Source organism: Paraburkholderia nodosa DSM 21604, assembly GCF_000519185.1.
Lineage (GTDB): Bacteria > Pseudomonadota > Gammaproteobacteria > Burkholderiales > Burkholderiaceae > Paraburkholderia > Paraburkholderia nodosa.
On the sequence record NZ_JAFA01000007.1, the window covers coordinates 209,912 to 223,623 of the forward strand.

Consider the following 13,712-nt stretch of genomic DNA (forward strand, 5'->3'; position numbering starts at 1 on the left):
ACCCGTCCCGATGGCGGCCGGTTTAACGGCTGTCTACGATGATTTCACATGAAGCGTGGGGGGCGGCGATGGCGGTGCGGCAGTCGTTGGGGGCAGCAGTCGTGAAGTGGCTGAACCCCACCAGCAGGCAGACAGTGCGGGTCGTGACGGTGCATCGTTCGCCGTCCGGGCGGATCGCGAGCGTGTTCATCGAGGCGCAGACAGCGGACGGACCGCGCGCGCTGTTTTTCTTCCGCCATCCCGACCGTGGATGGCAAGTGTTTCCACCCGATATCCTGCGTCCTTCGATGGGCGCAGCACGTGTAGCGACAAGAATATAGCGGCGGGCAGGCCGCGAGCGGAGATTGCGCATGGAAGAGATCGCGCCAGACGAATTGCCGTCCCCCTATGAAACGAAGCTGCGCGAGTGGATGAGCCGGTGGTACGACCACGCGATTGCACAAGGGCTCGTGCGTCCGCCGTTCTTGCTCGACGACGCCAAGGCCGAACGCCTCGAAGGCTATTTCGCCGCCGGACTGACGCCATCGGAAGGTGCGCAGGCCTTCTTTGGACCTGCGCACTGACTGGCGCCTTCGTCAGGGTCGGTCGGGCGCTCATGCGACCTTGAGCTGATCCAGCAAGTGCCGAAGTCGCCGGGCCTGGGCGGGCATGATCTCCGGAGTGGACGCAATGCGCTGGACGCGATCGAGCCAGTAGCGCTGGCCGAACACGGCGATGTTGCCGTCGAAGGCGATGGCGATTTCGAGGTGCGTGATGGCGCCGTCGAGATTTTTCGCCGTATACGGACTGACTTCCTGTGCCCCGGTTTTCGCGTCATCGCGTGCGGTCTCACGCTTCGCAGTTTGATTGGCGGACTGCGGACGCTGCGATGTTTCCTGTTCAATTGCAATTATCATTATTTTGCCTTGCCGTCGAATATATTCGCCATCCACGCGTATTGCGTATTGCGCTCTGTTCATCGACCCCGTCGTGATTTCGTGCGCGTGTCGGCTTTCTTTCTGGTCCCGTATATTCAACAGCCAGCAACCATCGTGCCAGCGCTGCGCGGCCCCGTGGTGACGGGTTAGGGCAGCGCGTGGGAGGTCGGCGCAGGACGATTTCGACCGCGGAAATCGCCGGGAATGGACGATTCCGTCCAGTTCCCGGCGTGGCGTGGGTGACGTCGTGGCGTAACTTGCGCGGCTTAGCGGCCTGCGGCGGGTCCCTGCTCGCCCGGGTCGGCAGACGCTTCATGGCGCAGTTCGGCCAGCAACGCGATAGCGTCGGCAATGCGGCGGGTGGAATCAGCCGATTGGTCCCGCAACGCGCGGGCGAGCGTGTCGATCGCTTCGCTGCGGCGACCCGTGGCGCGCAGGAGGTCGGCGAGATAGCGCGCGGCCTCCACGCGCGCGGGCACCGAACCGAACGCGAGCGCCGTCGAAAGGGCGGTGCGCAATCCCTGCTCGGCAGACGTCAGATCGCCGAGCGCCCACTGCGCCCGCGCGCGGGTGACCAGCAGTTCGCCAAGGTGGGCGCGCTCCTGGCGCGCGAGGGTTTCGTCGACTGCGGTGGACAGCATCGTTGCGCATTGTTGCGCGCGGCCGGATCGCAGCAGGACTTCGCCGTGTTGCCACATCTTGAAGGAATGGAACAGCGCGCCGCCGTTGCAGACCATGTGGTTGTCGTAACCGTCGAGCATCACGGCTTCGGCTTCCGCGTTCAAGCCTTGCGCGCTGAGATCGACGCCGCGCAAGATCTGGCCCATGCCGCGATAGAAAGGGAAGCCGTTGGCGATCGACACCGATTCGAGTTCGATTGCGAGCGGCCCGCTCCGCTGATCGTCGAAAAGGGACGCCAGCCACGCGGCGCCCTGCAGGTTGAGAACGTGCGCCAATGCGTGCGCACCCGGCTCGCCCGCGCGCAGGATCGGCATATCCATCGCGCGCCGGGCTTGCCCGAACTCGCCGATCTGGTAGGCGGCCAGCCCCTCGAATGTCAACGCGAGGCTCGCCAGATCGATTCCCTGCGAACCCGTGCGCGCATCGTCGCGCGTCACGCCGAGCAGATTGCCGCGCGCGAGGCAGGCGAGGGCTTCTTCGCTGTCGCCTAGCCAGTAGAGCGTGTTGGCCATGGCGACGTGCGCTTCGTCGAGCGATACGCGGTTCCCGCTGTTCTGGGCGCGCTGCAGCATCTCCTGTGCGCTCGCGCGCGCCTGCTTGAGCTGGAGCGTCGTCAACTGGGTGGTCCAGACGCCGAACTGGATCGCCGCGATTTCGCCAGGCTCGCAGATCCCTTCTCCGACCTCGAGCGCCGCCGCGTAGCAGGCCGTGGCTTCTGCGTACAACCAGCCGTGCACGCTGCGCAGGCTCATGCCGAGCAGGCGGTAGGCGTCGAACTGGGCGCGGCGCGTGCCGGCCTCGTCACGGCTCGTCTGCAATACGTCGAGGCAACGCCGCAAATGAGGAATGGCCTCAGCGAAGCGCGCTGCATCGATCAGCGCGCTCGCATGTTCGAGACTCTTGTGCGCTTCGCGGTGGTGTTCCTCGCGCGACTTCAGGCGGCGTTCGACTGTTTTGCGACCCACCCCGAGCAAGGTCGCGGCGGCGCTCTTGTTCCCCGCGGTCCGCTCCAGCGCGCGGTCGACGAGGAGGTCTTCGGCGGCGGCGAGTTTGTCGCGTCCCTCGAGTTGCAGCAGCATGTCGGCGAGCGCGGCGCGCGAAACCGCTCCGGCCGTTTCGCTGAGCAGAAACGGTTCGAGCGTGTCTTCCTCGATCAGCGGCTTTTCGGCAAGCACGCTCAACTGGCTGACCAGATTGCGCAATTGCCGGATGTGGCCCGGCCAGGCATGCCGGCCGAGCCGCCGCAGCGCAGCCGGCGAAAACTCGATGCGGCGCTCCTGTTGCGAGGCGAAATGGGCGGCGAGCGCAGGGATGTCCTCGACGCGCTGGTCGAGCCCGGGCACGGCCAGCACGAACACCGCGAGCCGGTAGAACAGGTCTTCGCGAAACAGCCCCTGGCGCGCCAGTTCGCGTAGATCCCGGTGCGTCGAAGCGACCACGCGCCCCTCGAAACGCACGCTCGACGAGGCGCCGACCGGGCGGAACGTCCGCGTTTCCAGTGCACGCAGGAGCTTGGGCTGCAGCGCGAGCGGCAACTCGCCGATTTCGTCGAGCAGCAGCGTGCCTTTGCCGACCTGCTGCAAGAGCCCGGGACGACTTTCGCCGGCGCCGGTGAAAGCGCCTTTGACGTGTCCGAACAGTTCCGCTTCGACGAGGTGCTCGGGAATCGCCCCGCAGTTGACGTCAACGAACGGTTGATCGCGGCGCAGGCTGCGCGTGTGCACGCGGCGCGCGACCAGCTCCTTGCCCGAGCCCGTCGGCCCGATGATGAGCAAGGCGTGATCGGTGGGCGCGACGCGATCGATCATCCTGACCAGTTGACGAAACGCCGGCGCCTCGCCAATGAACGCGTCGTAGTCCGCTTTTTCTCCGGAAAGGGGAACGGAGGGGAAAGTACTCATTGCCTCGTGGGCTCCAGATTAACGCGTGGCATGCTTTTATGATTGTCCCGGAGTCTGCGATCGGAGACCGCGCATCGATCCCGCCCTCCGACTTTCGGTTCGAGGGCGGACAGCGCAGGCGCAGTCTGTCCAGAAAACTCACTAGAACCTGCAGTTTTCGAACTTGTAGCGCGAAGGGGACTTGCCGCTGTTCTCGAGAAAGAAACGCGAGAACGCGGAGGGAGAAGAAAAGCCGAGAAGATCGCTCACCGCGGCAACCGAATAGTCGGCCAGCGGCAGCAACCGCCTGGCCTCCTCGAGCCGCGCGTGAGCCAGGATCGCCTGGAAGTTCGTCCCTTCACCCTGCAAGCGCCGGTGCAGGGTCGAGCGTGAAATGCCAAGGCGGCCGCAGACCTCCTCCATGGGGTTCGAAAACGGCAGGCCGGCATGCGCCTCACGAATCATCTTCGTCACGAAATCTTCGATTCTCGAAGAAAACGAATGGCCGACAACGAAGCGTCGGATATCGGCGTCGGCCTGCCCGCAGAGTATGTTTTCGGTGATCTCGTTGTACTTGCGATACGGCAGGTCCGCCGCTCCAGTTTTTATCAGCATGCGGTTGCGGCTTTGCCTGAATTTCACCGTCGCGCCACACAGGTGCGAGAGCTGGGAGACGGGCGCAAACGATTCGCCAGTCAGATCGATCTGGGTGGGATAGGGCTCACCGTCGTAGTACTGTTCGGCGAGGCGAATGAGCAGCAGAAAATTATAGAAGGCGCTCGACGAACTTCTGCGCGCGCCGTCCAGAACGTATTCGAATTCGAACGTCTGACCTGCCCGCTTGACCTTCACGGTATCGACATTCCCGATCAGCACCCGGTAGCGCAGAAACTGGTCAAAGGCCTTCGTCAACGTCGGGCTATTCGTGACGATGGCCAATAACGTGCTGATGGGCGCCCGAAAGGAATAACTGGAAAAGATTTCGAGCCGCTCCGAAGCCTGGTAGCCAGGCTCCAGCAGATTGAGCATCGCAATGTGTTTGTGAGCGGCGATGCGCCCGTCCGGATGGGCGAGTTCCGCCTCCGTTATGCCGGTGAGGCGCGTGAAATCGTGCGGCGACATGCCGTGTTCGACGGCGGACTTGAGCGAGAGTTGGGCAAGGACGTTTGAAACGGTCTTTTGATCGGTCGTCATGGGAGACACCATGGAACGGAGAAACGTCGCCTCGGCTAACCGCTGGTAGCTGGTGACTTTAGCATCCTTGCTCCAATCCTCAAACGGCCCGATGGGTCCGGATATCGAATCCGCATGAATCGATATCGGGCGGCCTGAGTCCGTACGACGACGCCGTAAACCGCCTGCAAGGTAACGATGAAATGGCACTCGGCGCGGGGTTAAGGCAAACCCTGATGCCGCGACGCAAGGTTAAGTTCCGCGACGGCACGATAAGCGCAAACGTTTCGCCGGGTGCTATCGTCATCTCGCTACGTAGGGCAATTCAACATAAAACTAGAAGAAAAATGTAGTCCGATTACGGTCCCGCAATCCTGCGGGTCATCGCTCATGCAATCGGCAAAACAGGAGAGACACCGTGAGGAATGCGAAGCAAATAGCGGTTGCAGTTGCCGGCGCGTTGTGTGCCGGCTCCGTGGCGTACGCGGATCAAGCCGCCAGCAGCAATACATGGGGCGCCAGCCCATTTTCGATGGTGGCGCAGTTCTTTTCCCATGCTTCGGGTGCGTCACAGCCGGCCTTTGACTGGAAGGCGAAGGGCGACCAGGCCGACAGGCGCGCGGCAGTCCTGGTTTCGCAACTGACGCTCGACGAAAAGATCCAGTTGGTGCACGGAACGGGCATTCCCACTGTCGGGCTGGGCGGCCCGTTTCCTTCGTGGGTGCAGGGCGCGGGTTATATCCCCGGCGTCAGCCGTCTGGGCATTCCGCCGTTGGCCACGGCGGATTCGGCTGGCGGCGTGAACGTGCAGAACGCGCATACCACGGCCTTTCCTGCACCGATCGGACTCGCCTCGAGCTGGGACGTGGCGCTCGCGGGGGCCTACGGCGCGCGTATCGCCCGTGAGCTGCGCGTGCTCGGCTATGCGGAAGGATTGGGTGGCGGCGTCAATCTCGCTCGTGAGCCGCGCGACGGCCGCACGTTCGAGTACATGGGCGAGGACCCCGTCCTGACCGGGACGATGAGCGCCGCGCGCACCATGGGCACGCAGTCGCAGGATGTGATCGCCACGGTGAAGCACTACGCGATGAACGACCAGGAAACGAACCGGATGACGAGCAATTCGGTGGTCGACGAAAGGACGATGCGGGAAACGGAGCTGCTCGCCTTCGAGATTGCCGTGCGCGAAGGGCATCCTGGCAACGTGATGTGCTCGTACAACCTGGTCAACGGCGTGTATGCCTGCCAGAACCCGGAACTCCTCACGACCATCCTGAAGCAGGAGTGGGGATTCAAGGGCAAAGTCCAGTCGGACTGGACGGCCAACCATAGTACCGTCGCCTCCGCGATGGCGGGTCTCGACGAAGAGCAGCCAGGCGATCTCGGCACGGCTGGGGCGGGCTTCGGCATTCAGTCGTATTTCAGCAGCGCGCTCAAGGCCGCGGTCCAGGCCGGTAGCGTTCCGGCTGCGCGTCTCAATGACATGGTCTTTCGCAAGCTGCGCACCATGATCGCCCTTGGCGTCTTGGACCACCCGCCAACCCCCGGCGGCTCGGTCGACCAGACGGCAGGCAATCGTGACGCCCTGGCGGTGGCGCACGAGTCGATCGTTCTACTGAAGAATGGGTCGGCATCGGGCAGCAACCAGCCGGTCCTTCCGCTCGCCGCCGGCGGCCTGCACTCGATCGTCGTGATCGGCGGCCATGCCGATGTCGGCGTGATGTCCGGAGGCGGGTCGGGAGGCGTGCCCGCGGCAGACGGCAATGCGGTGTCGGGATGCCAGTCCGGCAACCCGCTGCTTTCGAGTTGCGCCACCTGGTACAAGTCCTCGCCGTACAACGCGATCAAGGCCAAGGCGCCTCAGGCCACGGTGACGTACTTCGACGGCACGAACGCCGCCGCCGCGGCCAGCGCGGCCGCCAGCGCCGATGTCGCGATCGTGTTCGCCACGCAATGGGAAAGCGAGGGCACGGATCTGGCGAACCTGTCCTTGCCGGACAACAAGGCGGACCCGAGCAATCAGCTTTACGACCAGAATGCGCTGATCAACGCAGTGGCTGCGAAGGCCAAACGGATCATCGTGGTGCTGGAGAACGGTAGTCCCGTCACGATGCCGTGGCTCGCCAACGTTCACGGCGTCGTGGAAGCGTGGTATCCGGGTGTGCAAGGTGGCCAGGCGATCGCGGACATTCTGTTCGGCGACGTGAATCCGTCCGCGAAGCTGCCGATCACGTTCCCGCGCCAGGAAGCCGATCTGCCGCAGCCGACCATCGACCCCAACAACCTGAACGTCGTCTATAGCGAAGGACTCCTGATGGGGTACCGTTGGTACGATGCGAAAAACATCGACCCGTTGTTCCCGTTTGGCTATGGGCTTTCCTATACGACTTTCTCGTACTCGGGGCTCAGGACGCATACCGATCAGGGCGGCAACGTAGTCGCCTCGTTCACCGTCGCCAACACGGGCTCGCGTGCCGGTGCCGAAGTCGCCCAGGTGTACGCCACGCTGCCGCCGGGTCTGGGCGAGCCGCCGCAGCGCCTGGTGGGATGGACGAAGGTCGCCTTGCGGCCTGGGCAGTCGCAACAGGTGAGCGTCGTCTTCCCGGCGCGGCGCCTCGCAACGTGGAACGTCACGACGCATTCGTGGCAGGTGCATGGCGGAAGCTACGAGATCCGCGCCGCGTCGTCGTCGCGTGATACGAACGCGTTGTCGGCACGCGTTGTCGTTGGCGATATGCACTGAGGTGAGGGCGGCCTGGGCGGACTGGAGGCCCAGGCCTTGTGGACACTGCCGGCCTCCGCCCGATACCTTCGGCCGGCAAACGACCGCATTGCAGGTGCTCGCGGCACGCCGCCGCCATCGGCCGGTCGAGGGCGAGGCTGCAGGAAGCGGACGCGAGTGCCTCCTTGGGCGGCGCTACTGCCGCCTCATCTGCAACGACGTGTCAGTCGCATCGACCACCTGAAACCCGAAGCGCTGGTAAAGGCTTATCGCCCGATTTCCCTTCAGAACGCTGAGCTTGACCGGTACGCGAGCGTCGTCCGCCTGGCGTAAAAAATGATCGAGCAGATGGGCCGCGATACCGCGACCCTGATGTTCGGGCAGGATCTGGATTTGCACGATGGTCCATGCGTCCGGGTCGCGAAAGAATTTGAAGAGTCCGAGTTTTTCCGACCCGCAACAGATGACATAAGCGTCGTTGTAGCGATAGCGCAGACGCTCCCAATGCGCGTGCTCGTCGGTCGCTTCGCCCGCGCGTTCCAGGTGCTCGTTCATCGTTGCCCTGCGTAAATCGAACAGAAATGGCTCGTCGGCGGGCGTTGCTGCGCGAAGCGTGAATTCAGGTTGATTCATTCGTGGCGGTCGAGCGTTGCTTCGGTGGTCCCGGTGATTGTTGATGATCTCAAGCTCATTGTCGAAGCTCGATGCCGTGGTAGCGAACGGTGCTGTCGTGCCTCCTGCACGAGCCGCCGTGTCAGATTCCATGCAAGAAGTTTGCTATCAATCGTGGGCGTGCCCGGATCCCTTACATTCCGTTATTCGGATGCCCATGACTAGTAATTTCCCGATGAAACAAGCGGTCTCGCGAGGCGATTCTTGAACTAGACTTTGACTGTTAGTCTTACTATATTCCAGAGACATTTCCAATGTAAGTTGATGCGGCGATCGATAAGCAAGGGGAAAGTTTTATGGCTATCGTCGTACACAACATCCCTGTAGGTCATTGGCGCCGGAGCGTAGCGTGACGGCGAGCGATGCCGCGCGCGCGACGAGCGACTGGCGGCATATCGTGCGCGCGCAGGGCATCAGCCTGTCCTACGGCAAGATACGCGCGCTTTCCGGCATCGATCTCGCCATTGGCCGCAACGAGATCGTCGGCCTGATCGGCGATAACGGCGCGGGTAAATCGACGCTCATCAAGGTGCTGACCGGGGTCGTGCGGCCGAGCACGGGCAAGCTGTTCATCCGCGACGAGGAGGTCGACTGGAGCCGCTTTTCAGTGCGCGAGGCGCACCGGTTGCGCTTCGAGACGGTGTATCAGGAGAAATCGCTCGGCGAGAAGCAGCCGCTGTGGCGTAATTTTTTTGTCGGCCGGCAGATCACCAACCGATTCGGTTTTATCAATGTCGCCGAAGAGCGCCGCATAGCCAACGATATTCTGAAGCAACAACTCGGTTTTCGCGGCGTGGGGATTGACGCGGATTCGTTGATCGCGAAACTTTCCGGTGGCGAGCGCCAGGGCGTCGCAATCGGACGGGCGATGCATTTCGACAGCGATCTGATCATTCTCGATGAACCCACGGTGGCGCTTGCCATCAGCGAGGTGCGCAAGGTTCTCGACTTTGTGCGCTCCATTAAGGAGTCCGGCCGCGCCTGCATCTACATCGAACATAACCTCGCTCATGTGCACGAACTCGCCGATCGGCTGGTCGTGCTCGATCGCGGCCGCATCGTCGCGGACATCAAGTCAGGTGAGATGAGCCTCGAAGACCTGACGCGGTTCCTGATTTCGCTACAGCAAAGCGGGCACGGCCCGGCGCCGGTTGCGGGGACAAGGACGTGAGCGATCCGATAAAAGAAAAGCGGCCGGCGCGCCTGGTGGGTTTGCGCCTGCCGGGTTTTGCCCGCATGGAGGGATTGCCGAGCCTGGTCGTGTTTGCGCTGGTGGTCGGCCTGTTCATGGCAACCGCGCCACGCGTCTTTTTGGGCTGGCCAATCTACTTCTCCTTCCTGACCACCGTACCGCCGCTGGCGGTGCTGGCGATCGGGCTGACGCTGGTGATTGCGGCAGGGGAGATCGATCTGTCTTTCCCCTCGGTGATGGCATTCTCGGGCTTTCTGTTCGCCTGGTGCGTGAACACCACCGGATCCGCCTGGCTAGCCATTATTGCGGCGTTGGCGGGCGGTGCGCTGGTCGGCGTGGTGAACGGGGTGTTGGTCGCGGTGGTCGGCATGCCGTCCATCATCGTGACGATTGGCACCCAGTTCCTCTGGGCCGGTGTCGCATCGATCCTTTCCGGCGGGCTCTCCTATGCGCTGCAGCAGCTCGCCAGCGGTTCAGCCTATGCGGTATTCACGGGCACGCTGTTCGGTTTGATCCCGATGCAAGCGCTCTGGGCGCTCGGCCTCGCCGTGTTCATGTGGTTCATCCTCAATCGCCACCGTTTCGGCGAGCACGTGCTGTTCATCGGAGACAACCGCAACGTGGCGAAGGTCGTGGGCATCAACGTGCTGCGTGAGACGGTGAAACTGTTCACGCTGATGGGGGTGCTGGCCGGTTTCGCCACGGTCCTGCTCACGCTCGAGAATCTGAACTACTTCTCGACCCAGGGGCAAGGCTACCTGCTGCCGGCGCTGGCCGGCGTGTTCATCGGCGGAACCTCGGTGTTCGGCGGCACGGCGACGATCGTGGGCACGTTCTTCGGCACGTTCGTGATTGGCATGCTGGAGGCAGGAATCGTTGCGACCGGTATCGCCGGCTTCTGGGTTCAGGCGATCGAAGGGGTGGTGTTCATCGTCGCCGTGATCCTGCATCTGTTGGTCGAGAATCCCGCCAGGCTGCGCGCGCTGCGCGAAAGATTGAGGCTTGGGCGGCGCTAAAGCCGTTAAATCAGGAGATAGGAGCGGAAATGAACAAGATCATGACTGGGTTCCTCCTGGGGGCGAGCGTGCTTGCGTTCGGCCTCTCGCCGAACGCTGGTGCCACCGATCCGACCACGTCAGGCCAGCTCGGCGCCGGTATGACGATGTATATGCAGATGGGCGGAAACCCCGGCGATGGCGCGACGCTGCCACGTCAGACCGGGGCTGCGGATGCGGGACATGCCTTCGGCATCAAGGTGATCGAGCAGTTCTCGGCCTGGAGCCCGGAGACGATGCTTGCGCAGTTTCGCCAGGCGATGGCGGCAAAGCCGACGTGTATCGGCATCATGGGCCACCCGGGCGATCCGGCCTTCGCGCCATTGATCAAGCAGGCGGTGGACCAGGGCATCATCGTGACCGTCGGCAATACGCCGCTGCCCGACAACCAGAAGCTCTACGACGCGAAGGGCTTCGGCTACGCCGGCGTCGAACTCTACGTGGGCGGGCAGATCACCGCTCAGGCCATGCTCAACGCCGGGCTCAAGAAGGGCGACGAGGCGCTCGAATATGGTGTCTTCAACGAGAGCGTGCGCAGCCAGTCCGACCGCGGCCTTGCCGAGACGCTGGAAAAGGCCGGCGTGAAGGTGACCCGGCTCAATATCTCGCCCCAGGTGGATTCCGATTCATCGCTGGCCGTGCCGATTCTGGTCGCCTTTATTCAGGCGCACCCTGATCTGAAGGCGATTGGCACCCAGCACGGCGGCGTGACCGGGTTCATTCCGCAGGCGCTCCAGCAGGCCGGCAAGAAGCCGGGGCAAATCATCGTGGGCGGCATCGATCTCGCGCCCGCCACGATTTCCGGGCTGCAGAGCAAATACCTTACCGCGACGCTCGACCAGCAACTCTATCTGCAGGGCTTTCTGCCGGTCACGCAGTGCGTGCTTTCGGCGGCTTATCACTTCGCGGGACTGACCATCAACACCGGCGCAGGTGTCCAGACACCCGCGACGATCGACTCGCTCATTCCGCTGATCAAGCGCGGGATCCGCTAAGGACGAGTGATGCGAGGTGGAATGGCCCGGGTGCCGTCGTCACATCGAACCGATCTGGCGCAGGTATCCCGGCCTTCCGCGCGGGTCAGGCTGTATTGACGTGAACGCGCAAATGCAGCCTTCGGAACGCATTCGGCGTCATGCCTTTACTCTTCTTGAACAGCCTCCGGAAATAGCCGCTGTCTTCGAATCCGCATTCGTAGGCGACCTGCGCGATCGTCAACCGGTCTTCGGCAAGTACGATGGCGGCGTGCAGCATGCGCCGTTCATGGACGGCGTCGGTCAGCGTGCGGCCATAGACGGCGCGATAGACGCGTCCTAGATAGTCCGCGTTGCAGCCGAGGTGCGCCGCAATCGACGACGCGCTGATCGGCTCGTGAAAGTGCGTGCGAATCCACCGGTCGGCGCTTGCCGCCAGCTGCTGCGGCGCGCCGTCGACAGCGGTGGCCGCCACGCGCGAGCGCTTCAGTTCCCAGAGCATCTGCACGATCGTGAGGCTGTCCGGCAATGGCTGGACGCCGTAGATTTGCTGGTCGTTCAGGAGACGCTGGAACATGCCCGATAAATGATCGGGCCGCTCGACCCGCGCGTGCTGCGGAATCTCGAGCCACTCACGGCATGCGGAAGCGGAAAGCGACGTTTCGGGCAACGTGAAATGCACCCAGTAAAACTTGAGATCGGGGGCAAACGGCGACGTGCCGCCGTGCAGCCGGCCCGGCCAGAGCAATAACGTTTCCCCCGCATTCACCTCGAATTGTTTGCCGTCCTCGTGCAGTTCGAGGCAGCCCTGCCGGACGTAAATCAACTCGTATGACTGGATGCGCCGCGACGGATGCACGCCCACGCCGCGCGATACGAACAGGCCGCCATTGCTGGCTTCGACTGGCGGCGACCAGGCCAGGCGGAGTGCTGGATCTGTCATGGGCGAAAAAGTCGGAATTGTCTTGTTTTACTGCGGTTTCTTCATCTTGCGGCGGCAAATGGGGCATGTCAATCTCTGCGCACCGGCCGTTCGCGGAAAGCCGGAAAAGGCTGCTGCGACGCACAAAGGTAGAAAAAAGCCCATTTTCCCGAAGTTTGGCGGCATGTCCCGCGCGGCGAAGCCACCATGACGGTCTGGCGGACGTCGCAAGCGGCATGTCGATGACAAGAGGAGACATCCATGAATCGATGCAAGCGGTGGCTTGGCCGCCTGGCATGCGTGGCACTGTTCGCCGCGACCCACGCACAGGCCGATGATGGCATTTCCTTCTGGGTGCGCGCGTCGGATGCGGCGTTCGTCACACCGCTCGTCGCCACATGGAATCAAGGTCATCCCACCAAGGTCAATCTGACCGTCATTCCGAACGACGACTTCGTCACCAAGTTCGGCACCGCATCGGCGGGCGGCGCAGCGCCTGACGTGATCGCCATCGACCTGATTTTCGTGCCCCAGTTTGCCCGCGCGGGGCAACTGACCGACATCACCGACCAGGCCAAAAAGCTGCCGTTCTACCAGAGCCTCAGTCCCTCTCATCTGCGCCTGGGGAATTACCAGGGCAAGCAATATGCATTGCCTTTCAGCGCGGAAAGCTCGATGCTGCTCTATAACAAAAGCCTCTTCAAACGCGCGGGTCTGAATCCCGATCAGCCGCCGAAGACGTGGGCCGAACTCGAAGCAGACGCCAAAAAGATCACCGCGCTCGGCAACGGGGTCAAGGGCTTCTATTTTTCCGGCGCATGCGGCGGCTGCAACATCTTCACGTTGACGCCCTATGTCTGGGCTTCGGGTGGCGACCTGCTCTCGGCGGACGGCAAGACGGCGACGCTGAATAATCCCGCGCTCGAAGGCACGCTCGCCATGTATCGGCGCATGTGGGAAGCGGGCGATATTCCCGCGAGCGCGAAAACCGACAGCGGCGCGAACTTCATCAATGCGTTCCTGACCGGCAAGATCGGCATGGTCGGTTCCGGCGCATTTTCTATCGGTATCCTGAAGAAAACGCATCCCGAGATCGACTTCGGTCTCGCCTATTTGCCGGGACAGAATGGTGGCTGGGCGAGCTTCGCCGGCGGCGACTCGATCGCGATTCCGGTGGGTTCGCAGCACAAGCAGGACGCGCTCGAATTCATCAAATGGAGCCTCGGCGAGCAGGTCCAGGTCGATCAGTTCGCGAAGAACGGCAGTATTCCTGTCCGTGTCGACCTCGCCGACAACGCCTATAGCAAGCTCGACGGCCGCTATCTGCTGGCGGCCACGGCGATGAGCAAAGGCCGCACGCCGTACAGCACGAAGTTCAATCAGTTGATCAACGATCCCAACGGTCCCTGGCTCGCCATGATTCAGGAGGCGGTGTTCGGCAAGGGCGTCAATACCGCCGTCTCGACTGCGCAGGCACGTTTCACCGAGATCCTGAACGCCCAATAACGCTGAATAACGCGCATC

General features: G+C 62.8%; 13 protein-coding genes. 7 read left to right on the forward strand and 6 right to left on the reverse strand.

Features of this window, described 5'->3' with window-relative positions; translation table 11 throughout:
- Positions 1-22 precede the first annotated feature (22 nt).
- Positions 23-190 (reverse strand): hypothetical protein, encoded by a 168-nt coding sequence (locus A3CW_RS52305; RefSeq protein ID WP_154677919.1) that lies wholly within the window; start codon positions 188-190, stop codon positions 23-25.
- Between the two features lie 160 nt (positions 191-350).
- Between A3CW_RS52305 and A3CW_RS0112570 the strand changes: the two genes are divergently transcribed.
- Complete coding sequence (locus A3CW_RS0112570; RefSeq protein WP_028203895.1) at positions 351-563, forward strand: hypothetical protein; 213 nt, start codon at positions 351-353, stop codon at positions 561-563.
- A gap of 30 nt (positions 564-593) precedes the next feature.
- Here A3CW_RS0112570 and A3CW_RS50140 read toward each other — a convergent pair whose 3' ends face one another.
- The 3 genes from A3CW_RS50140 to A3CW_RS0112585 all read right to left on the reverse strand — a co-directional run bounded on the left by A3CW_RS50140 (position 594) and on the right by A3CW_RS0112585 (position 4,861).
- Positions 594-959 carry a hypothetical protein gene (locus A3CW_RS50140; RefSeq protein WP_154677920.1) on the reverse strand — a complete coding sequence of 122 codons (366 nt, stop codon included), beginning with the start codon at positions 957-959 and terminating at the stop codon, positions 594-596.
- Positions 960-1,183: 224 nt separating this feature from the next.
- A complete protein-coding gene (locus A3CW_RS0112580; protein ID WP_028203896.1) occupies positions 1,184-3,499 on the reverse strand; it encodes a sigma-54-dependent transcriptional regulator in 2,316 nt (771 codons plus the stop codon).
- A gap of 141 nt (positions 3,500-3,640) precedes the next feature.
- Complete coding sequence (locus tag A3CW_RS0112585) at positions 3,641-4,861, reverse strand: AraC family transcriptional regulator (protein WP_154677921.1); 1,221 nt, start codon at positions 4,859-4,861, stop codon at positions 3,641-3,643.
- 208 nt (positions 4,862-5,069) lie between these two features.
- On the opposite strand from A3CW_RS0112585, the gene A3CW_RS46095 reads away from it, so the two are divergent.
- A complete protein-coding gene (locus A3CW_RS46095; RefSeq protein ID WP_407669737.1) occupies positions 5,070-7,394 on the forward strand; it encodes a beta-glucosidase family protein in 2,325 nt (774 codons plus the stop codon).
- Between the two features lie 174 nt (positions 7,395-7,568).
- Here the strand turns inward: A3CW_RS46095 and A3CW_RS0112595 are convergent, their stop codons facing one another.
- A complete protein-coding gene (locus tag A3CW_RS0112595) occupies positions 7,569-8,138 on the reverse strand; it encodes a GNAT family N-acetyltransferase (protein WP_245623624.1) in 570 nt (189 codons plus the stop codon).
- A 256-nt stretch (positions 8,139-8,394) separates the two neighbouring features.
- Here A3CW_RS0112595 and A3CW_RS0112600 point away from each other — a divergent pair, with 256 nt between their 5' ends.
- From A3CW_RS0112600 to A3CW_RS0112610, 3 genes are read left to right on the forward strand one after another with little or no spacing between them, the layout of a single operon-like run.
- The gene (locus tag A3CW_RS0112600) at positions 8,395-9,216 is read left to right on the forward strand and encodes an ATP-binding cassette domain-containing protein (protein WP_028203899.1); all 822 of its coding nucleotides are present in this window, start codon (positions 8,395-8,397) and stop codon (positions 9,214-9,216) included.
- Positions 9,213-10,253, forward strand: coding sequence for an ABC transporter permease (locus A3CW_RS0112605; RefSeq protein WP_245623625.1), 1,041 nt, complete (start codon positions 9,213-9,215; stop codon positions 10,251-10,253). The genes A3CW_RS0112600 and A3CW_RS0112605 overlap by 4 nt, the downstream gene beginning before the upstream one ends.
- A gap of 29 nt (positions 10,254-10,282) precedes the next feature.
- A complete protein-coding gene (locus tag A3CW_RS0112610; protein WP_028203901.1) occupies positions 10,283-11,287 on the forward strand; it encodes a substrate-binding domain-containing protein in 1,005 nt (334 codons plus the stop codon).
- Between the two features lie 85 nt (positions 11,288-11,372).
- On the opposite strand, the gene A3CW_RS0112615 is transcribed toward A3CW_RS0112610, so the two are convergent.
- Positions 11,373-12,209: an AraC family transcriptional regulator gene (locus tag A3CW_RS0112615; RefSeq protein ID WP_028203902.1), complete on the reverse strand. Its 837-nt coding sequence runs from the start codon at positions 12,207-12,209 to the stop codon at positions 11,373-11,375.
- On the opposite strand from A3CW_RS0112615, the gene A3CW_RS52310 reads away from it, so the two are divergent.
- Positions 12,208-12,399, forward strand: coding sequence for a hypothetical protein (locus A3CW_RS52310; RefSeq protein WP_154677922.1), 192 nt, complete (start codon positions 12,208-12,210; stop codon positions 12,397-12,399). The two genes, A3CW_RS0112615 and A3CW_RS52310, sit on opposite strands and share 2 nt — an antisense overlap.
- A gap of 50 nt (positions 12,400-12,449) precedes the next feature.
- A complete protein-coding gene (locus A3CW_RS0112620) occupies positions 12,450-13,694 on the forward strand; it encodes an ABC transporter substrate-binding protein (protein WP_081771632.1) in 1,245 nt (414 codons plus the stop codon).
- Positions 13,695-13,712 lie beyond the last annotated feature (18 nt).